Origin of the sequence: Stenotrophomonas maltophilia group sp. Smal32, from assembly GCF_030237085.1 — a bacterium.
Taxonomy (GTDB): Bacteria; Pseudomonadota; Gammaproteobacteria; order Xanthomonadales; family Xanthomonadaceae; genus Stenotrophomonas; species Stenotrophomonas maltophilia_Q.
In genome coordinates, this window is record NZ_JASJSI010000025.1 from 1 (window position 1) to 18,823 (window position 18,823).

Genomic DNA, 18,823 nt, shown 5'->3' on the forward strand with positions numbered 1-18,823 from the left:
CATGGTTTTCCGACCGTTCGACAACGAGAGGGACGCGCGGGTGATGCCCGGGGTGACCCCGGGGCGCGTGGGGTTAAACCCCCACCACCCGGACGCGAAGTAAATTCCACTTTTTTAAGGGGAATTTTTAGTGTGGAGTGTTTTGGGCATGGTTTTAACCCCCCCCCCCCCCGGAAACCCCCGCGCTGCGCGCGATAGTCGACTGACAGTCGACTCTACAGGGGCGGTCTCCGGCAAACCCTGACGGTCACATGCGAAGGCGCCCTAGGGCGCCTTCGTTGTATCCGGCCGATAGTGGGGGAATGACCAGACAGATGGATGAGGCGCTGCTGCGCCTGGTGATGGCAGGCGGCGCGCTGGCGCCACGGCGGGCCCTGCTGCAGGCCGCGGGCAACGCAGAGATTGCGATCGCGCAGGGCGCCGCGAACTGGCGCGCACACGGTTGCACGCCAGAGCAGTGCGCTGCACTGGAACGCCCCGACGCCCGCGCCTGGACCGCGGCACGGCACTGGCTGGAAGACGACGACCACCATCTGCTGTCCTTTGCCGACGCGGCCTTTCCGCCGCCCCTGCTGGACGTCCCGAACCCGCCGCTGGCGCTGTTCGTGGCGGGCGATCCAAGCGTGGCCTGGCGCCCCTCGGTGGCGCTGGTCGGCAGCCGCTCGCCAACCCCGGGAGGACGCGCGCTGGCCGCGCGCTTTGCCAGCTGCTTCGTCGAGGCCGGACTGGCCGTAACCAGTGGCCTGGCGACCGGCATCGACGCCGCCGCCCACCTGGCCACGCTGGAGGCAGGCGGCTGCACCGTAGCGGTGATCGGGACCGGCCCTGATCGGGCCTATCCGGACAGCCACCAACGGTTGCAGGGGCGGATCGCCGCCGAGGGCGCGGTGCTGAGCGAGTACCTGCCGGGCACACCGGCACGCCCGGGCCACTTCCCCGCGCGCAACCGGCTGGTGGCCGGGCTGGCGCTGGCGACGGTGGTGGTCGAGGCCGCGCAACGCTCCGGCGCCCTGATCACCGCACGGCTGGCTGCCGAGGCCGGCCGCGAGGTCTGCGCCCTGCCCGGCTCGGTACTCAACCCACGCGCAGCGGGCTGCCACCGGCTGATCCGCGAGGGCGCCGCACTGGTCGAGCGCCCCGAGGAAGTGCTGGAACTGCTGGCCCCTGCCCTTCGCCAGCAGCTGCCGGGCTTGCAATCACGTCTGGATGCCCCCACTGAACAGGGACCGCCGGCGCTCCTGCCGGCGCGCTGGGCCGACGACCCTGACTACCAGCGCTTGTGGCGGGCCCTGGACCACAACCCAACCAGTATGGATTCACTGATCACGCGCTGTGGATTGACGGCGCCCCAGGTGTCCTCCATGCTGCTGGCCATGGAACTGGCGGGAATCGTGGTGTGCGTACACGGCCGCTACTGTCGAACTCCCTAGTTTCTTCACCTCCACAGCGTCGCGCGACGCAGGCCGAGGGGCAATGAAAGAGAGCATCCTGGACGTACTGCTGTACCTGTTTGAACACTATTTCAGCGAAGACGCGGACCTGATCCGTGACCGCGATTCGCTCCAGAACGGCCTGATCCAGGCCGGTTTCAGCCCAACCGAGATCAACAAGGCGTTCGACTGGCTCGACGCCCTGGCCGCGCAGCGGCCGAGCGTGGCCCAGGCACGGGTCGATGGCCCCGTGCGCGTCTACCACGGCCCCGAGCTGGACAAGCTGGACGTGGAATGCCGCGGCTTCCTGCTGTACCTGGAACAGCACGGCATCCTCGACGCCGACCAGCGCGAGCTGGTGCTGGACCGGGCGATGGCCCTGGACCAGGACGAACTGGACCTGGACGACCTGAAATGGGTCGTGCTGATGGTGCTGTTCAACCAACCTGGCTCCGAAGCGGCCTATGCCTGGATGGAGACGCAGATGTTCATGGACGAGCCAGAACCCCTGCACTGACCGTACACTTGGGGGCATAGCGCATTCAGGAGCGTCCCCGTGAGCGAGTGGTTCCATGCAGAAGGCAACCGGCAGCAAGGCCCGCTGCCGGCGGAACAGTTGGTCGAGTTGTTCCGCAACAACCAGATCACCCTGGACACCCTGGTCTGGCGCGACGGACTGCCGCAATGGCAGCCGTTGCGCACCGTCGTGGACGAACTCGGCCTGATCGTGCCGGCGCTGGACGCCGCCGCACCGCCGGTCGAACCCGAGCCGGAACCGGAACCCGTCGCACCGCCTCCGCCGCAGCCACCGGTACTGCCGGCGTCCACGCCCTACGCCACCAGTGCATCGGCCACCGTCCTGCCGGCACCGAAAAAGAAGCTGTCCGGCTGTGCGCTGACCGCCATCATCGGTGGTGGCCTGCTGCTGGTGCTGGTGCCGATCCTGGCCATCCTCGCCGCGATCGCACTGCCGGCCTACAACGACTACACCGTGCGCAGCAAAGTCGCTGGCGCCGTGGCCGCGCTGCAGCCGCTGAAGGACCAGGTGCAGCATTTCGCCGATGACGAAGGCCGCTGCCCGGGCGCCAACGACGCCGGCTTCCCGGCCCCGGGCGACTTCGCCAACGTGGGTCTGTCGGCCGTGAACATCGGCCGCTTCAACAACGGCCACTGCGGCATCGAAGCAACGCTGGCGGTACCGGGCAAGGGCATCGACGGCGACCTGCTGTGGCTGGAATACGACCGTGACAGTGGCCGCTGGGCATGTAGCGGCGAAAGCGACGACAAGTACCTGCCGCAGTCGTGCCGCGGCTGAGCCGCGCGCATGCCAGCACCTCCATGGACGATCCAACAGGGAACACGCAATGACTGAGTGGTATTACGCCGAAGGACAGCAGCGCCAGGGCCCGCTGCCGGTGCAGGAAATCCGCCAGCGCTTCCAGCGCGGCCAGTTGAACCTGGACACCCTGGTCTGGCGCGAAGGCATGGACCAGTGGGCGGCGCTGCGCCAGGTGGTCGACGAGCTCGGGCTGCAGACCCTGGCCGATGCAAGTACCGCCACCGGCAGTGGCGGTTTCGACCTGCGCAACGACTATGCGGCCATCGACAACGGTACCGCGCCGCTGCCCGGCACCGGTGCCCTCAGCAGCTCACCCTACAGCGCCCCGGCAGCGCTCGGTGCCGGCGGCCATGTGCAGCCGGTGGTCGGCGGCGAAGTCGTCTATGCGGGCTTCTGGAAGCGCGTGGCAGCCTACGTGATCGACTACTTCGTGCTGGTCATCCCCGGCAGCATCATCGGCGTCATTCTCGGGGTGATCCTCGGCGCCGGCATGGGTGCGGTGGGCAGTGACGAGTCGGCCATCGAGATCGTGGCGCAGCTGGCCAGCGCACTGATCAACTTCGCCATCGGCATGGCGTACTACACCTGGTTCCATGCCTCGAAGGGCGGCGCCACGCTGGGCAAGATGGCGGTGGGCATCAAGGTCGTGCGCGGCAACGGCGAGCGCCTGACCAAGGCCCGCGCGTTCGGTCGTTACTGGGCCATGCTGCTGAGCAGCTTCACCCTCGGCATCGGTTTCCTGATGGCGGCCTTCACCGAGCGCAAGCAGGGCCTGCACGACATGATCTGCGACACCCTGGTGGTCGACCGCTGGGCCTACACCGACCAGCCCCACTTGCAGCGCCGCGAGCTGGGCACCGTCACCGTGCTGGTGCTGGTGTTGACCGGCCTGCTGTCGCTGGCGGGCCTGGCGCTGCTGGTGTTCGCGGTCGGCTTCATCGCCAAGATGGCCTCCTGAACGGCCATCCTCACGCCTGGCTGCTTGACACGGGCTGGCCGGGCGTGATTCCTCTAATAAGGTGAAACCTGAACGCCCGGCACATTACCGGGCGTTCAGTTTATGGATTTGCGCGTGGCCGCTTCACTAATGCGGCCATTTGCTCCACCCTAGCGGCCCCTTCCCCACGGTTCGCCCCACAGACCCTGCTGCCATGCCCAAGCACCTGCTCATCGTCGAATCGCCGGCCAAGGCCAAGACGATCAACAAATACCTCGGCAAGGACTACACCGTCCTGGCCTCGTATGGGCATGTGCGTGACCTGATTCCGAAGGAAGGCGCGGTCGACCCGGACAACGGGTTCGCCATGCACTACGACGTGATCGACAAGAACGAGAAGCACGTCGATGCGATCGCCAAGGCCGCCAAGGGCGCCGACGACATCCTGCTGGCGACCGACCCGGATCGCGAGGGTGAGGCGATCAGCTGGCATATCGCCGAGATCCTGAAGGAACGCGGGCTGGTCAAGGACAAGCCGATGCAGCGCGTGGTGTTCACCGAGATCACCCCGCGCGCCATCAAGGAAGCCATCAGCCAGCCGCGCGCGATCGCCAGCGACCTGGTCGATGCCCAGCAGGCGCGCCGCGCGCTGGACTACCTGGTCGGCTTCAACCTGTCGCCGGTGCTGTGGCGCAAGGTCCAGCGCGGCCTGTCCGCAGGCCGCGTGCAGAGCCCGGCGCTGCGCATGATCGTCGAGCGCGAGGAAGAGATCGAAGCCTTCATCGCCCGCGAATACTGGTCGATCGCCGCCGAGTGCGCGCATCCCAGCCAGCACTTCAACGCCAAGCTGATCAAGCTGGACGGGCAGAAGTTCGAGCAGTTCACCATCACCGATGGCGACACCGCTGAAGCGGCGCGCATGCGCATCCAGCAGGCCGCGCAGGGCTCGCTGCACGTCACCGACGTGGCCAGCAAGGAGCGCAAGCGCCGCCCGGCGCCGCCGTTCACCACCTCCACCCTGCAGCAGGAAGCCTCGCGCAAGCTCGGCTTCACCACCCGCAAGACCATGCAGGTGGCGCAGAAGCTGTATGAAGGCGTAGCAATCGGCGAAGAAGGCACCGTCGGCCTGATCTCGTACATGCGTACCGACTCGGTGAACCTGTCGCAGGATGCGCTGGCCGAGATCCGCGACGTGATCGCCCGCGATTACGGCATCGCCTCGCTGCCCGACCAGCCCAACACCTACCAGACCAAGTCGAAGAACGCCCAGGAAGCGCACGAAGCGGTACGCCCGACCTCGGCCCTGCGCACCCCGGCCCAGGTCGCACGCTTCCTCACCGACGACGAGCGCCGCCTGTACGAACTGATCTGGAAGCGTGCAGTGGCCTGCCAGATGATTCCGGCCACGCTCAACACCGTCAGCGTCGACCTGTCGGCCGGCAACGAGCACGTGTTCCGTGCCAGCGGCACCACCGTGGTCGTGCCCGGCTTCCTGGCCGTGTACGAGGAAGGCAAGGACAACAAGAGCGCCGAGGACGAGGACGAAGGCCGCAAGCTGCCGGCCATGAAGCCCGGCGACCGCGTCCCGCTGGAACGCATCCAGGCCGAACAGCATTTCACCCAGCCGCCGCCGCGCTACACCGAAGCGGCGCTGGTGAAGGCGCTGGAAGAGTACGGCATCGGCCGTCCCTCGACCTACGCCTCGATCATCCAGACCCTGTTGTTCCGCAAGTACGTGGAGATGGAAGGTCGCAGCTTCCGCCCGTCCGACGTCGGCCGTGCGGTGTCCAAGTTCCTGTCCAGCCACTTCACCCAGTACGTGGATTACGACTTCACCGCCAAGCTTGAAGACGAGCTCGATGCCGTCTCGCGTGGCGAAGAAGAGTGGATCCCGCTGATGTCGCGCTTCTGGGAACCGTTCAAGGAACTGGTCGAAGACAAGAAGGAATCGGTCGACCGCGCCGAGGCCAGTGGCGCGCGCGAGCTCGGCACCGACCCCAAGACCGGCAAGCCGGTCAGCGTGCGACTGGGCCGCTTCGGGCCGTATGCCGCCATCGGCAGCACCGCCGAGGATGCCGAGGAGAAGCCGAAGTTCGCTTCGCTGCGCCCCGGTCAGTCGATGCACACCATCTCGCTGGAAGACGCGCTGGAACTGTTCCTGATGCCGCGCGCGCTGGGCGAGGACAAGGGCGAGCCGGTCAGCGTCGGCATTGGCCGCTTCGGACCGTTCGCCAAGCGCGGCAGTACCTATGCCTCGCTGAAGAAGGAAGACGACCCGTACACCATCGACCTGGCCCGCGCCGTGTTCCTGATCGAAGAGAAGGAAGAGATCGCGCGCAACCGGATCATCAAGGAGTTCGAGGGCAGCGACATCCAGGTGCTGAACGGCCGCTTCGGCCCGTACATCAGCGACGGCAGGATGAACGGCAAGATCCCCAAGGATCGCGAACCGGCCTCGCTGACCTTGGCTGAAGTGCAGCAGCTGATGGAAGAAACCGGCAAGCCGGTGCGCAAGGGCTTCGGTGCCAAGAAGGCCGCTGCGAAGAAGGCGCCGGCCAAGAAGGCCGCGGTGAAGAAGGAAGCCGCGCCGAAGAAGGCTGCCGCCAAGAAGGCACCGGCCAAGAAGGCGGTGAAGAAGGTGGTGAAGAAGGCTGCCGCGAAGAAGGCACCGGCCAAGAAGGCCGCCAAGAAGTAAATCCACGCCATGCGTGGATGAGGCGAGTGCGGGCCAACGGTCCGCACCCACCCGGGTTGCAGGTTCCACCCCCTCTGCACGCTGCAGGGGGATAATGAAGGCCCACGCCGGGCCGGTCGCCGCCATGAAAGAACTCACGCTGGACTCTGCTGTCGCCACGCTCCGCGCGGGCGGCGTGATCGCCTACCCGACCGAAGCGGTCTGGGGCCTGGGCTGTGACCCTTCGCACGAAGCGGCAGTGCACACGGTGCTGCGGTTGAAACAGCGACCGATCGAGAAGGGCATGATCCTCGTTGCCGCCGAACTGCCTCAGCTGGAAGGCTGGGTGCGCCTGCAGGCGCTGCCGGATGCACGCCAACGCGCAGTACTGGCCAGCTGGCCCGGCGCCAACACCTGGATCCTGCCGGCCGGACCCCGTGCCCAGCCGTGGGTCACCGGAGAGCACAGCGGCATCGCCGTACGCATCAGCGCCCACCCGCTGGTGGCCGAACTCTGCCGTGCCTGGGGAGGCCCGCTGGTCTCCACCAGCGCCAACCTGGCCGGCGAGCCCCCAGCGCGCCGCCGCGAAGAACTGGATCCACGCCTGCTGCGCCTGCTCGACGGCATCCTCGATGGCGAAACCGGTGGCCTGGCCCAGCCCACCCCGATCCGCGACGCGCTCAGCGGCAACGTGCTGCGCTCCTGATCGGCCAATTGCGCTGCCCCGGACAATCACGCACCCTGCCTTCATGAACCTGCTGCGCACCGCCCTGGGACTGTGCCTGCTGCTGCCATCGATGGCACCGGCGGCCGAGGATGTGCGCGTTTACCGCTGCGTCGCCAGCAACGGTGCGGTGGCCCTGCAGGACACGCCCTGCAACAGCGGCCGCCAGGAAGTCCGCGACCTGCAGCGCCCGCGCGATCCAGCGCCGCGGGTGGTTCGCAGCGATGCTTCGCCCGCACCGCCGGACGAAGCTCCGGTGATGCGTGACCGCGAGGTCCGCCACGTCTACATCCAACCGCCGCAGCCGCTGTACGAATGCGTGCGCGACGACGGCCAGCGCTATACCAGCGACAGCAACGAGGGCAATCCGCGATGGGTGCCGTTGTGGACCAGCGTCTGGCTGCCACACGGGCATCGGGGCCCGGCCTACCCGGGTCCGCGCCCGGCCATCGGCACACCGATCGGTTCGCCCGTCGGCGAGGGTGCAGGTTACCGGCCGCCGGCAGTCGGCGTGGGCGTGCAGGTCCCGGCCGGCAGCGTGCTGGTGCGCGACAGTTGCCACGCGCTGCCGCCGCAGGAGGTCTGCGCACGCCTGCGCGACCGCCGCTGGGAACTGGATCGTCGCTACAACAGCGCACTGCAGAGCGAGCGCACCGCCATCAGCAACGAGCAGCGTGGCATCGACGCGCGCCTGTCACGCGACTGCCAGCGCTGAGCGCAGCCCGGCATCGCAGCCTGTACGCTGTAGGCATGAACAGACTGATCTGGCTGGCCCTGGCGTTGTTGCCCGGCACGGCACTGGCCGAAGCCGGCGTGGTGTACCGCTGCACGTCCAGCAACAGCGACATACCGACCCTGCAACGTACGCCCTGCCCGTCCGGAACCAAGCAGCAGGTGCTGCGCGTGCCCGAGCCGGCCAGTGCACAGCCGGCGGTGGTCGCCGCGCCCCAGGCACCAGCACCTGTTGTCACCAGGACGCCCGCCGCGGCTCCGACCAGGCCCGAAGCAGTGCCTGCGGCCGCAGCGGCACCAAGGCGCGCGGACGAAGGGCGCACCATCATGGAAGCGGGAATGGTTGAACGCGAAGGTGGCAACCAGATTCTCGACAGTGCGACCCTGCGCCGTGATGCCGACGCTCGTGCCGAAGCAGGCAACGGACCACCGAAGCCACCACTTCCCCCGATCTTCCAGTGCACCGACGGACAGGGTGGTAGCTATCTGCACGAGTACGAGGCATCACCCGGCCGCTGCGAACCGATGACGGTGCAGGGCCTGGGCGGGGTCACGCCGATGAACGCGGCCGGCTGCGAAGTCGTGCGCGACCGTTGCGAGGAACTGCCCGAAGCACAGCGATGCGGCAGCTGGCAGCAGCGCTTCCGCGATGCCCGCGGCCGTGAGCGCTTCGCCGCGCCGGAGAACCGCGAAACCGCGCGCGGAGAACGCGAGCGGCTGCAGGGCGTGCTGGAGGCCAGTACCTGCCCGGTACCGGGGTGACAGCGGCGGCATGGCCGCACCAGCCCAAGGGGTGGATCTGTTGTAGAGCCGAGCCATGCTCGGCTGCCGTTGGCGGAATGCAGCCGAGCATGGGCTCGGCTCTACAGCAGAGCGATCAGAACCCGTAACGCAGGAAACCGCCATCCACCGCGATGCACTCACCAGTGACATAGCTGGCGGCCGGCAGGCACAGGAAGCCCACGGCCGCGGCCACTTCCTCCGGCTCGCCAATGCGGCGCATCGGCGTGCGGTTGATCACTTCCTCGTAGTAATCCGGGTCCGACAACGGACCGGAGGTCCGCCGCGTGCGGATGTACCACGGCGCCACGGCATTGACCCGGATGCCATCCTCGGCCCACTCGACGGCCAGGTTGCGGGTCATCTGGTGCATCGCGGCCTTGGTCATGCCGTAGACCACGCCGCTGCGCACGTGGGTCAGGCCGGACACGCTGCCGACGTTGACGATCGACGAAGATGCGTGGCGAGCCAGCAGTGGATGCGCGTAGCGCGACAGCTCGAACGCCGAGAACAGGTTGGTCTCGAAGATCTTCCGCCATTCGTCCTCGGAATACTCCGTGGCCGCCTTGGTGACGTTGCCACCGGCGTTGTTGACCAGGATGTGCAGGCCATCGCTGTGGTCTTCCACCCAGTCCAGGATCTGGCGGCGGTCTTCGTCGTCGGAGACATCGGCGGCCAGCGCGTGCACCTGCATCTGCGGATACACGTCCAGCAGCTCGTCGCGCGCGGTCTCCAGCATGTCGATGTCGCGCCCGACGATCATCAGGTCAGCGCCGAAGCCGGCCAGTTCATGCGCGATGGCCAGGCCGATACCGGCGCTGGCGCCGGTAATCAGGGCCGTCTGGCCGTCCAGGCGCCACCGTTGCTGGGTCATGTGTCCTCCGGGGCCGCGCCCGCTGCATTTCGATGCGGCAAGGATACGCGCTCACGGTGGCCCCCTGCCGGGGATGCGACACTGCACCTACGCCCACCGCGGAGAGCCGCCATGCGCATCCTGACCCTGTCCTCGTCCCTGCTGGCCAGCGTGCTGCTGGTGGCCTGCCAGCGGCCGCCGACGCCGAACCCGGAGAAGCCACCGGTGCCCAAGGCGATGTCGCGCGCGATGCAGGAGCCGCTGGACCGTGCGAAGGTCGCACGGAAGGCCGTGGAAGAGGCCGCTGCACGCGAGCGCAAGGCCGAAGCCGACGCGACGCAATGACGGGTCGCTTGTGGGGTCAGAGCCCTTTTCTGAGCAAAGGGATCCGACCCCATGAACGAAAACGCCCGGCCGAAGCCGGGCGTTTCCAAGAGATCCACGCCATGCGTGGATGCTTTCCGATCAGAACCCGCAGAAGCAATACGCCAGCGCCTTCACCGGCGCGCCATTGCCCTTCTCGCGGGCCGCGTTCTCGACGAAGCGCAACTGGGTGTCCACTTCCGGCATCGTGCGCGCCAGCATCATCCTCGCCATGCCCGAGTCGGACAGCATCCAGGCACCGGCGCGGCTGCCGGCGAAACCGCTGACGAACTGCGCGAACGGCGTCGCCGCCTTCTCGATGTAGCGCACGCGGTAGGCATCGGCCTTGCCCAGCTTGGCACGGCTGGCGGCATCGGCCACGGCGTCCTTCAGGCCACCGAAGGCGTCGACCAGGCCACGTTCCTTGGCCTGCGCACCGCTCCACACGCGGCCACGGGCCACTTCATCGACCGCCTCGACCGGCTTCTTGCGGGCATCGGCGACGCGACCGGTGAAGTCGGCATAGCCCTTGTTGATCACCGTCTGGATGACCTGGCCCACGGCCGGGTCCATCGGTCGGGTGACGTCGAAGGCACCGGCGAAGCGGGTGGTGCCCACGCCGTCGGTATGCACGCCAATCTTGTCCAGCGCGCGGCTGAAGTTCGGCACCATGCCGAAGATGCCGATCGAACCGGTGATGGTCGACGGATCGGCGTAGATGCGATCGGCGTTCATGCTGATCCAGTAGCCACCGGAAGCGGCCAGGTCACCCATCGACACCACCACCGGCTTGCCGGCGGCCTGCAGCGCCACCACTTCGCGGCGGATCTGCTCGGAGGCGAACACTTCACCGCCCGGCGAATCCACGCGCAGCACCACGGCCTTCACGTTCTCGTCGTCACGCGCGGCACGCAGCAGCGCCGAAGTCGATTCGCCACCGATGCGGCCGGCCGGCAGGTCACCGCCGCTGATCTCGCCTTCGGCCACCACCACCGCCACCTGCGGACGCGAGTCCACCGGGTTGCGGCGCGCGTCGAGCAGGGCCAGGTAACGACCGAAGTCGACGTTGCGGAAACCGCCGTCGGCATCGTCGTCGGCCACCCCGCGCTCGATCATCAGATCCTCGAATTCCTCGCGGGTCTTCAGTGCGGTCACCAGCTTCTGCTGCAGGGCGAACTTGGCCAGGTCGCCACCGGCGGCGGCGATGCCTTCCGGCAGCGTGTCGATGCCGGCGGCCAGCTGTGCCGGATCCAGGCGGCGTGCCTTGGCGATGTCGGCCAGGTAGCGCTGCCACACATCGTTCATCCAGAACAGGTCGGCTTCCTTCGAAGCCGGCGACGCCGCATCAAGCACGTACGGCTCGGCGGCGGACTTGTACTCGCCCACCTTGAACAGGTGCACGTCCACGCCCAGCTTGTCCTGCAGGCCGGTGCGGAAGTACTGGCGGTAGCGGCCCAGGCCCTCGAGCACCACCGACCCCATCGGGTCCAGGTAGACCTCGTCGGCCTGTGCGGCCAGCAGGTACTGCGACTGGCCCATGCTCTCGCTGTAGGCCACCAGCTGCTTGCCGGACGCACGAAGGTCCTGCAGCGCCGCGGCCACTTCACGCAGCGAGGCGAAGCCCGACGGCTGCAGCTTGTCCAGCTCCAGCACCACGCGCTCGATCTTCTTGTCTTCCTTGGCCGACTCGATCACCCGCAACAGGTCGCGCAGCTGGATCTCTTCGGCGCCGTTGTCGCCCACCGCCTTGGCCAGCGCACGGCTGACCGGATCAGCGCTGAACTGCTCGACCAGGCGGCCTTCCGGCGCGATCACCAGGGTGGTGCGGTCCTGCAGCGATTTGCTGGCACCGGCGCCCATGCCGGCGGCGATGACGAACATCACCAGCAGCAGGAACAGCAGGCCGAAGAACACCAGGTTGAGAATCAACCGGCGGGTGAAGTTCATGACGTCCCACAGCCCGATGAAGAAACTGGCGACGGGATTGCGACGCGCCGGGGGCAGTGGGGGCACGGGTTGATTCATGGAGCGCTCCGGATGGCTTCTTGCCGTGGTACCAGCATAGCCGGTGCCGCGTGATGCGGCATCGGACACAAGTCAGGGGATCGCCCGCCATGGGTCGGCATGGCAGGCGGGAGGATCAGGACAGCATCGACTGGCCGATGCGCAGGCTGCTGCGGCGCAGGCGCCAGCCCATCAGGATGGCGGCGGCGGTCAGGCCGACGATCAGGCCGATCCACATGCCCTGCGGGCCCATGCCCAGGCCCAGGCCGAGCCCGGCGCCGAGCGGCATGCCCAGGCCCCAGTACGCGAACATGGCGATGAACATCGGCACGCGGGTGTCCTTCAGGCCACGCAGCGCACCGGCCGACAGCACCTGGATGCCATCCGGGAACTGGAAGGTAGCCGCGTACAGCAGCAGCGTCGAGGCCAGGCCGGCCACCGCCAGGTCGTTGGTGTAGACACCGACGATGGCGTCGTGGCCGAACAGCAGCACCGCCGCCGACAGCGTCTGCGTGCCCATGATGATCGCGTAACCGGCCCACGCCGCGCGGCGCACACCAAAGCCATCGCCGCGGCCGACCGCATGGCCGACGCGCACGGTGGTGGCCTCGGCCACGCCCATCGGGATCATGAAGCACAGCTGCGCCACGTTGATCGCAATCTGGTGCGCGGCCGCTTCATTGGCACCGAGGCGGCCGATGAGCAGCGCGGTGACGATGAACAGGCCGCCTTCCATCAGCACGGTGATGCCGATCGGCAGGCCGGTGCGCAGCAATTCCCAGATCGCCTTCCAGCGCGGCCCCTCGAAGTGCGAGAACAGCTGCAGGTGGGCGAAGCGCTTGGTGAACCACAGGTAGGTGGCGAACGCGATCGCCTGCAGCCACATCATCACCGCCGAGGCGATGCCGAGGCCCTCCGCGCCCATTTCCGGGAAGCCGAGCTTGCCGTTGGCCAGCACGTAGCCCATCGGCGCCAGCACCAGCAGGCCGCCGAAGCCGAGCAGCATGGTCGGCAGCGTCCAGTGCATGCCCTCGCTGAGGTAGCGCATGCAGAAGTACAGGGTCAGCGCCGGACCACCCCAGCGCACCGCATGCAGGAACGCGGTGGCACCCGGCACGATGTCCGGCGCGATGCCGAACGCCGGCAGCAGCGGTGGCACCACGGTGAGGAAGGTGAACATGATCAGGCCCAGGCCCAGCGCCAGCCACAGTGCCTGGCGGAACAGCGGGCCGATCTCGCGCTCGCGGCCGGCGCCATGCAGCTGCGACACCGATGCGGTAAGCGAGATCAGGGTGCCGATCGGGATCAGCATCGGCAGCCACAGCAGCGCCGTGCCGATGGTCACCGCAGCCAGGGTCGCGGTGGCGTGGTGGCCGGCAATCACGTTGTCGACGAAGGAGATCAGGCCGGTGGACACATGCCCGAGCACAAGCGGCAGGGCGAGCAGACCGGTGGCGCCGACTTCCTTGCTGAAGCGCGGCGTGGAGGTTGCAGTAGACATAAGGTGCTTGACGCGAACTACGGTTGCGCGCGAAGGGCACAGGCACCGGGTTGCGGCCGGTCATCTTACGCGCGCAACGCGCGCATTCCCATGACATGGCGTGAATGCCGGGTTCCGGCAGGCCCCGGCATCACGCGTTGCGATCGCGTTACCGGAAAAGACGCCCCCCTGTAGAGTCGACTGTCAGTCGACTGCTCTTCATACAGGACCGCGAAAACCCCGCGCTGCGCGCGATAGTCGACTGACAGTCGACCTCTACCCTGTCGAGGTTACCCGTCGACGCTACGCCTTCGGGTTTACTGGCCGGCCTGGCGCTTGAGCCAGGTGTCGCGCTCGGCGGCGGGCACGGCGAGGAACGCGCCACGCACCGTGTCGCGTTCCTGCGGTGGCGTGCGCTGCGCGACCAAGGTCAGCTGGGCCAGCTGCGCCGGGCTGAGCTGGCGCAGCACGGCCAGCGCGGCCTCGCGCTGTTCCGGTGGCACGAAGCCGAACAGGCCATGCAGCTTGGGGAACTCCAGTCCCAGCTGCGGGCCCAGCCGCCAGCCTTCACGGAAGGCCTGGTCCTGCGCCTGGAACTGCTGGCGCAGACGCTGCTGCTGGTCCGCCGGCAGCGCGTTGAACCGCGCCGCAGCCTGCCGGATGCGCTCCCGCTCGCTCTCCGGCAGGGCGCGCCAGGCCGCGTAGTCGGCTCGGCGCTGACGCTGCTGCGGAGCATCGAGCTGGGCAAACGATGCGGGCGCAGCAGGTGCAGCTGCCGGCGCTGGCGCGGCAGATGAGGTGGCCGGCACCGGCGGCGGCAATGGGACGTTCAAGGTCTGCGGCGCAGCGGACAGCGACAGCGGCAGGGCCAGCAGCAGGCTGGCGAATACGGTCTTATTCATCGGCAGCAGCGGTTTCCAGCGTGGCGCTGGCCGGCTCCGGCCGGCTCGGTCTGGATTGCGATTCATCCACCGGCAACGGGCCGCCCGCGGCGGTCCAGGCATACAGATCGGCATCAGCCACCAGCGGATAGTCGCGATCAGCCAGCATCGTGGCGTCGTCGGAGGCCTGGGCCGGGGTCGCATCCGGCGTAGCGTTGACCTTGCTCGGCGGAAGCGCTTCCACCGTGACCGGGCCAGCTTCACCCACGACGCCTTCCGGCAGAGGAGCATCGCTACCGGATGAATGTACTTGCCAGTAGCGCCAGCCCAGCGCCGCGGCCAACAGCACCGCCACCGTCACCAGCAGGATCACCGGACCGCGCCAGCGCGGCCTGGCATTGGGCCGCCGCCGCTTGCCCTGGGCGGCCGCACGATCATCGCGCTGCGGTGCGCGCCAACTGGTCGAGGGAGCTTCATTGCTGGCGGCTGGTGCAGCTGGCTGCTGCAGCTGCTGCAGGCGCTTGGCCGGCAGGTCGCGGATGCGCAGCTGCACCTGTTCGGCCAGCTGGCGCCAGGCCGACGCATCGGGCTGGCCATGTGCATCGCGGGGGCAGGCATCGGCCAGCAGGTGCTGGTAGCCCGCTTCGTCCTGATCGAGCACGCGCATGGCGATGCCCTCGTCCAGACTGCCGCCCACCCGCAGAAGGAGCGCCAAGCGTGACAGCGGCGCCATCTCGCCCAGCGCAGCCAACGGCGGCAACCACTGGCCGCCCACCGGCTCGCGCAGCGCCTGGCGCTGGCCCAGCAGGGTCCAGAAGCGGGTCGGCCACTGCGCCATCGGCAGGTCGCTGGCCACCGCGGCAAAGGCGCGCATCACCGCCACCAGGGTCTGCTCGGCACGCGCGGCGTCGCCGCACTGCAGCTCAGCCACCACCAGGGCGCGGCGCTCGACGCCGCGCAGGAACGCCGACAGCGCGCCGGCCGCGGTCGAGGAAACAGGGGCGGGCACAGCCGTCATCGGTCACTCCAAAGGTCTGCCAGCATGATAGCGGCAGCCCCTCGGCACCCGTAGGACTTGCGCCCAAAGGCACTTCGTGCTGCAGGTTGTGCACAGCACCACGCCCGCCTCGGGGAGAACTGCGGCATCCAGCTGAATTCACTCTGTTTCAGCAATGTTTCACACTCAAGTTGTTGATTTTGAATGACTTTGAAGTGTGGCGATTTTTTGACCAACCCAAGCGTGAGCTCGTCGCCATCGGCCTCCTGCGTTCCCGTCGACCGGTAACGCACAACGTTATCCACAGAACATGTGGATAAGACTGAATCTCCAATGGACACCGATATTTAGGTGACATTTATGATTCAACGGGGGCTCCCCGGCCGCCTCCGCCCCCTGCCATTCGCGCGCGCATGGCCCGTTACACTGACCCGATGCTTTCACCCATTCCGACCCTGCAGGTCGCCCTGCCCGTCCCGCTGCCACGCCTGTTCGACTACCTGTCGCCGGAGGGCGATGGGCCCACGGTCGCGGTCGGCTGCCGCCTGAAGGTGCCGTTCGGCAACCGCGAGCTGGTCGGCGTGGTGGTCGGCCACGGCCAGACCGATGACGGCCAGGGACTACGCCAGGCCCTGGCGTGGTGCGACCCGCAACCGCTGCTGCAGGGCGAGTTGTGGCAGAGCCTGCAGTGGCTGGCGCGCTACACCCATGCGCCGCTGGGCGAGGTGCTGAGCACCGCCCTGCCGGGCCCGCTGCGCCATGGCGACGCCCTGCCCGACACCCACCACTGGGGCTGGCAGCTGACCGCCGAAGGCCGCGCCCAGCGCGAAAAACTGCGTGCCGGCAGCCGCCCCCGGCAACTGGCCGAACTGCTGGCCGACGCCATCGTCGATGAAGACGTGCTGGGAGAACGCATGGACGACTGGCGCACCGCCGCGCGCAGCCTCGCCAAGCGGGAACTGGCCGAGCGCGTAGCGCTGAGCGTGGCGCCGCAGCACGCGCAGCCACTGCCCGGCCCCACCCTCAACCCGGACCAGGCCGAGGCCGTGGCGGCAATCAACGCAGTCGAGGGCTTCCAACCGTTCCTCCTGGATGGCGTAACCGGCAGCGGCAAGACCGAGGTCTACCTGCAGGCCATCATCCACTGCCTGGCGCAAGGCAGGCAGGCGCTGGTGCTGGTGCCGGAAATCGGCCTCACCCCGCAGACCCTGGCACGCTTCCGCGGCCGCCTCGGCATCGCCGTGCATGCCCTGCACTCGGGATTGAACGACAACGAGCGCGCGCGCGTCTGGGCAGCGGCCTCCCGCGGCGAAGCGCGGGTCATCGTCGGCACCCGCTCGGCGGTGTTCACGCCACTGCCGCAGGCCGGCCTGCTGATCGTCGACGAGGAACATGACGGCAGCTACAAGCAGCAGGATGGCATCCGCTACCACGCACGCGATTTCGCCCTGGTGCGGGCCAAGGCGCTGGGCATCCCGGTGCTGCTGGGCAGCGCTACGCCTTCATTGGAAACGCTGCACAACGCCTATGCCGGGCGCTACACCCACCTGCGCCTGAAGCAGCGTGCCGGTGATGCGCGGCCACCGCGCGTGCGCATCCTCGACGTGCGCAAGCGGCCGCTGCACGATGGCCTGTCGGCCGATGTGCTGGCCGGCATCAGTGAGCACCTGCAGCGCGGCCAGCAGGTGCTGGTGTTCAAGAACCGCCGTGGCTACGCACCGGTGCTGCTGTGCCACGACTGCGGCTGGACCGCACCGTGCAACCGCTGCGATGCGCCGATGACCGTGCATGGCGGCGGCCGTCGCCTGCAGTGCCATCACTGTGGCGCGCGGCAACCGGCACCGCTGGCATGCCCCGCGTGCGGGAGCCTGGCGCTGCAACCGCAGGGCATCGGCACCGAGCGCCTGGAAGAGCATCTCACCGCCGCCTTCGCCGATTTTCCGGTTGTGCGCATCGACCGCGGCACCACGTCACGCCGCGATGCACTGGAACAACAGCTGGCGAAACTGGGCGACCAGCCCGGCATCCTGGTCGGCACGCAGATCCTGGCCAAGGGCCACGACCTGCCCAAGCTGACCCTGGTGGTGGTGGTCGGCATTGATGAAGGCCTGTTCTCGGCCGACTTCCGCGCCAGCGAGAAACTGGCGCAGCAGCTGATCCAGGTGGCGGGCCGTGCGGGTCGTGCACGTGATCCCGGCGAGGTCTGGCTGCAGACCCATCACCCCGGGCATCCACTGCTGGAAACGCTGGTCAGCGGTGGCTACCACCCGTTCGCACAGGCCGAATTGAACCAGCGCCAGGCCGCCGGATTCCCCCCCTTCGCGCATCTGGCGCTGATGCGCGCCGAAGCGCAGCAGGTGGAGCATGCCAATGCGTTCCTGCTGGCAGCGCGACAGCTGCTGGGCGAGCAGAACGTGGTGGAGGCGTATGGGCCGATGCCGGCGCCAATGCCGCGGCGCGCCGGCTACCAGCGCACGCAGCTGCTGCTGTCTGCCGTGCACCGGCCGCCACTGCACGGCGTGCTCGGGCAGCTGGTGCCACAGCTGTACGCGCTGCCGGAAGCACGCAAGGTGCGCTGGTCGCTGGATGTGGATCCGACGGATCTGTATTGAGGGGTCAGAGCCCACCCGTCGGGTGGGATCCGACCCCGCGGTATTGGGGTCGGATCCCTTTTCGCAGAAAAGGGCTCTGACCCCGAACGCTCTCGCTTAGGTCAGCGGCGACATCACGCCGCGCTGGTAGGCGGGACGCTGGCGAAGGCGGGCGTACCATTCGGCCAGGTGCGGAAGCTCCGGGCGCTGGATCGGCAGTTCGAACCAGGCGTAGATCAGCGAGCCCAGCGGGATGTCACCCATCGCGAATTTTTCGCCCGACAGCCACGGCTGCCTGGCCAGGGTGGCATCGGCCATCGCCAGGTAGTCACCGGCACGGACGATGGCCGCGCTGATCCGCGCTTCGTCGCGGTCGGCCGGGGCGGTGCGCATGATGCCCCAGATCAGGTCGCTGTACAGCGGCGCCATCCGCGAGGTGCTCCAGTCCATCCACTTCTCGGCCTGGGCGCGCTCCATCGGGTCTTCGGCGTACAGCGTGCCCAATGCGTAGCGTGCGCTCAGATAGCGCACGATGGCGTTCGATTCCCACAGCGGCAGGCCGTGGTCTTCGATCACCGGTACCAGGCCATTGGGATTCATCGCCTGGTATTCCGGCGTCTGCGTGCCGCCATGGCTGCCACCGACTTCGATGGATTCATACGGCAGACCGATCTCCTCGGCACACCACAGTACTTTGCGGACGTTGCTGGAATTGCGGCGGCCCCAGATCTTCAACATTGCGGATTTCCTTGCCTGCAGCGGTGCGCCACGGTGGCGCGGAAACGCTACGATACGCCCATCCACAGGGAGAGACGACGTGACTGCATGGGATGCTTTGAACTACGTTCTGCTGGCAGCAGGGCTGGGGATGCTGGTGCTGGGCTACCGCCGCTCCAATCGCAATCTGCTGCTGTGTGCGGGCCTGTTGCTGCTGGCCTTCAACGGCGTTGAGGATTTCGCCGCCGGGTTCGCCGACGGCTATGCGAATTCGGAAGCACGGGTGATCTGACCCGTTTGGGTGATGTGCCGGCCAGTGGC

The 18,823-nt window shown here is 68.0% G+C and carries 17 protein-coding genes; 11 read left to right on the top strand and 6 right to left on the bottom strand.

Annotation, left to right across the window (positions count from 1 at the left end):
- Positions 1-302 precede the first annotated feature (302 nt).
- From dprA to QRO91_RS08400, 8 genes are all read left to right on the top strand, one after another.
- On the top strand, positions 303-1,430 hold the full coding sequence (gene dprA, locus QRO91_RS08365; RefSeq protein WP_049428927.1) for a DNA-processing protein DprA: 1,128 nt from the start codon (positions 303-305) through the stop codon (positions 1,428-1,430).
- Positions 1,431-1,473: 43 nt separating this feature from the next.
- Positions 1,474-1,947 carry a DUF494 family protein gene (locus QRO91_RS08370; protein ID WP_005411195.1) on the top strand — a complete coding sequence of 158 codons (474 nt, stop codon included), beginning with the start codon at positions 1,474-1,476 and terminating at the stop codon, positions 1,945-1,947.
- 39 nt (positions 1,948-1,986) lie between these two features.
- Entirely contained in the window at positions 1,987-2,745 is a 759-nt protein-coding gene (locus tag QRO91_RS08375; RefSeq protein ID WP_049428926.1) for a pilin, read from the top strand.
- A 49-nt stretch (positions 2,746-2,794) separates the two neighbouring features.
- Complete coding sequence (locus tag QRO91_RS08380) at positions 2,795-3,727, top strand: RDD family protein (protein ID WP_049428925.1); 933 nt, start codon at positions 2,795-2,797, stop codon at positions 3,725-3,727.
- A gap of 193 nt (positions 3,728-3,920) precedes the next feature.
- Positions 3,921-6,401, top strand: coding sequence for a DNA topoisomerase I (locus QRO91_RS08385; protein WP_197620484.1), 2,481 nt, complete (start codon positions 3,921-3,923; stop codon positions 6,399-6,401).
- A gap of 94 nt (positions 6,402-6,495) precedes the next feature.
- A complete protein-coding gene (locus QRO91_RS08390) occupies positions 6,496-7,086 on the top strand; it encodes a Sua5/YciO/YrdC/YwlC family protein (RefSeq protein ID WP_080354994.1) in 591 nt (196 codons plus the stop codon).
- A gap of 43 nt (positions 7,087-7,129) precedes the next feature.
- Positions 7,130-7,819 carry a DUF4124 domain-containing protein gene (locus QRO91_RS08395; protein ID WP_049428924.1) on the top strand — a complete coding sequence of 230 codons (690 nt, stop codon included), beginning with the start codon at positions 7,130-7,132 and terminating at the stop codon, positions 7,817-7,819.
- Positions 7,820-7,854: 35 nt separating this feature from the next.
- A complete protein-coding gene (locus QRO91_RS08400; protein ID WP_100443700.1) occupies positions 7,855-8,598 on the top strand; it encodes a hypothetical protein in 744 nt (247 codons plus the stop codon).
- 115 nt (positions 8,599-8,713) lie between these two features.
- Here the strand turns inward: QRO91_RS08400 and QRO91_RS08405 are convergent, their stop codons facing one another.
- Positions 8,714-9,490: an SDR family oxidoreductase gene (locus tag QRO91_RS08405; protein ID WP_019660789.1), complete on the bottom strand. Its 777-nt coding sequence runs from the start codon at positions 9,488-9,490 to the stop codon at positions 8,714-8,716.
- Between the two features lie 111 nt (positions 9,491-9,601).
- Here QRO91_RS08405 and QRO91_RS08410 point away from each other — a divergent pair, with 111 nt between their 5' ends.
- On the top strand, positions 9,602-9,814 hold the full coding sequence (locus tag QRO91_RS08410) for a hypothetical protein (protein ID WP_049427513.1): 213 nt from the start codon (positions 9,602-9,604) through the stop codon (positions 9,812-9,814).
- A gap of 120 nt (positions 9,815-9,934) precedes the next feature.
- Here the strand turns inward: QRO91_RS08410 and sppA are convergent, their stop codons facing one another.
- The 4 genes from sppA to QRO91_RS08430 all read right to left on the bottom strand — a co-directional run bounded on the left by sppA (position 9,935) and on the right by QRO91_RS08430 (position 15,215).
- Positions 9,935-11,857: a signal peptide peptidase SppA gene (sppA, locus tag QRO91_RS08415; RefSeq protein ID WP_049427515.1), complete on the bottom strand. Its 1,923-nt coding sequence runs from the start codon at positions 11,855-11,857 to the stop codon at positions 9,935-9,937.
- 115 nt (positions 11,858-11,972) lie between these two features.
- Positions 11,973-13,337, bottom strand: coding sequence for an MATE family efflux transporter (locus QRO91_RS08420; protein WP_014038646.1), 1,365 nt, complete (start codon positions 13,335-13,337; stop codon positions 11,973-11,975).
- A gap of 296 nt (positions 13,338-13,633) precedes the next feature.
- The gene (locus QRO91_RS08425) at positions 13,634-14,218 is read right to left on the bottom strand and encodes a DUF3106 domain-containing protein (RefSeq protein ID WP_049427519.1); all 585 of its coding nucleotides are present in this window, start codon (positions 14,216-14,218) and stop codon (positions 13,634-13,636) included.
- The gene (locus tag QRO91_RS08430) at positions 14,211-15,215 is read right to left on the bottom strand and encodes a hypothetical protein (RefSeq protein ID WP_049427521.1); all 1,005 of its coding nucleotides are present in this window, start codon (positions 15,213-15,215) and stop codon (positions 14,211-14,213) included. The genes QRO91_RS08425 and QRO91_RS08430 overlap by 8 nt, the downstream gene beginning before the upstream one ends.
- Before the next feature lie 413 nt (positions 15,216-15,628).
- Here QRO91_RS08430 and QRO91_RS08435 point away from each other — a divergent pair, with 413 nt between their 5' ends.
- Positions 15,629-17,806, top strand: a complete 2,178-nt coding sequence (locus QRO91_RS08435; RefSeq protein WP_049427526.1) for a primosomal protein N' — start codon at positions 15,629-15,631, stop codon at positions 17,804-17,806.
- Between the two features lie 96 nt (positions 17,807-17,902).
- On the opposite strand, the gene QRO91_RS08440 is transcribed toward QRO91_RS08435, so the two are convergent.
- Entirely contained in the window at positions 17,903-18,523 is a 621-nt protein-coding gene (locus tag QRO91_RS08440) for a glutathione S-transferase family protein (protein WP_049427522.1), read from the bottom strand.
- Positions 18,524-18,602: 79 nt separating this feature from the next.
- Between QRO91_RS08440 and QRO91_RS08445 the strand changes: the two genes are divergently transcribed.
- Entirely contained in the window at positions 18,603-18,794 is a 192-nt protein-coding gene (locus tag QRO91_RS08445) for a hypothetical protein (RefSeq protein WP_152906551.1), read from the top strand.
- The last annotated feature ends 29 nt before the right edge of the window (positions 18,795-18,823 follow it).

What these genes read in the sequence shown, in the direction of transcription:
- QRO91_RS08425 (WP_049427519.1), bottom strand. Translation starts at nt 14,218, where the DNA reads ATGAATAAGACCGTATTCGCCAGCCTGCTGCTGGCCCTGCCGCTGTCG.
- sppA (WP_049427515.1), bottom strand. Translation starts at nt 11,857, where the DNA reads ATGAATCAACCCGTGCCCCCACTGCCCCCGGCGCGTCGCAATCCCGTC.
- QRO91_RS08440 (WP_049427522.1), bottom strand. Translation starts at nt 18,523, where the DNA reads ATGTTGAAGATCTGGGGCCGCCGCAATTCCAGCAACGTCCGCAAAGTA.
- QRO91_RS08430 (WP_049427521.1), bottom strand. Translation starts at nt 15,215, where the DNA reads ATGACGGCTGTGCCCGCCCCTGTTTCCTCGACCGCGGCCGGCGCGCTG.
- QRO91_RS08400 (WP_100443700.1), top strand. Translation starts at nt 7,855, where the DNA reads ATGAACAGACTGATCTGGCTGGCCCTGGCGTTGTTGCCCGGCACGGCA.
- QRO91_RS08410 (WP_049427513.1), top strand. Translation starts at nt 9,602, where the DNA reads ATGCGCATCCTGACCCTGTCCTCGTCCCTGCTGGCCAGCGTGCTGCTG.
- QRO91_RS08390 (WP_080354994.1), top strand. Translation starts at nt 6,496, where the DNA reads ATGAAGGCCCACGCCGGGCCGGTCGCCGCCATGAAAGAACTCACGCTG.
- QRO91_RS08420 (WP_014038646.1), bottom strand. Translation starts at nt 13,337, where the DNA reads ATGTCTACTGCAACCTCCACGCCGCGCTTCAGCAAGGAAGTCGGCGCC.
- QRO91_RS08380 (WP_049428925.1), top strand. Translation starts at nt 2,795, where the DNA reads ATGACTGAGTGGTATTACGCCGAAGGACAGCAGCGCCAGGGCCCGCTG.
- QRO91_RS08395 (WP_049428924.1), top strand. Translation starts at nt 7,130, where the DNA reads ATGAACCTGCTGCGCACCGCCCTGGGACTGTGCCTGCTGCTGCCATCG.
- dprA (WP_049428927.1), top strand. Translation starts at nt 303, where the DNA reads ATGACCAGACAGATGGATGAGGCGCTGCTGCGCCTGGTGATGGCAGGC.
- QRO91_RS08405 (WP_019660789.1), bottom strand. Translation starts at nt 9,490, where the DNA reads ATGACCCAGCAACGGTGGCGCCTGGACGGCCAGACGGCCCTGATTACC.
- QRO91_RS08435 (WP_049427526.1), top strand. Translation starts at nt 15,629, where the DNA reads ATGCTTTCACCCATTCCGACCCTGCAGGTCGCCCTGCCCGTCCCGCTG.
- QRO91_RS08385 (WP_197620484.1), top strand. Translation starts at nt 3,921, where the DNA reads ATGCCCAAGCACCTGCTCATCGTCGAATCGCCGGCCAAGGCCAAGACG.
- QRO91_RS08370 (WP_005411195.1), top strand. Translation starts at nt 1,474, where the DNA reads ATGAAAGAGAGCATCCTGGACGTACTGCTGTACCTGTTTGAACACTAT.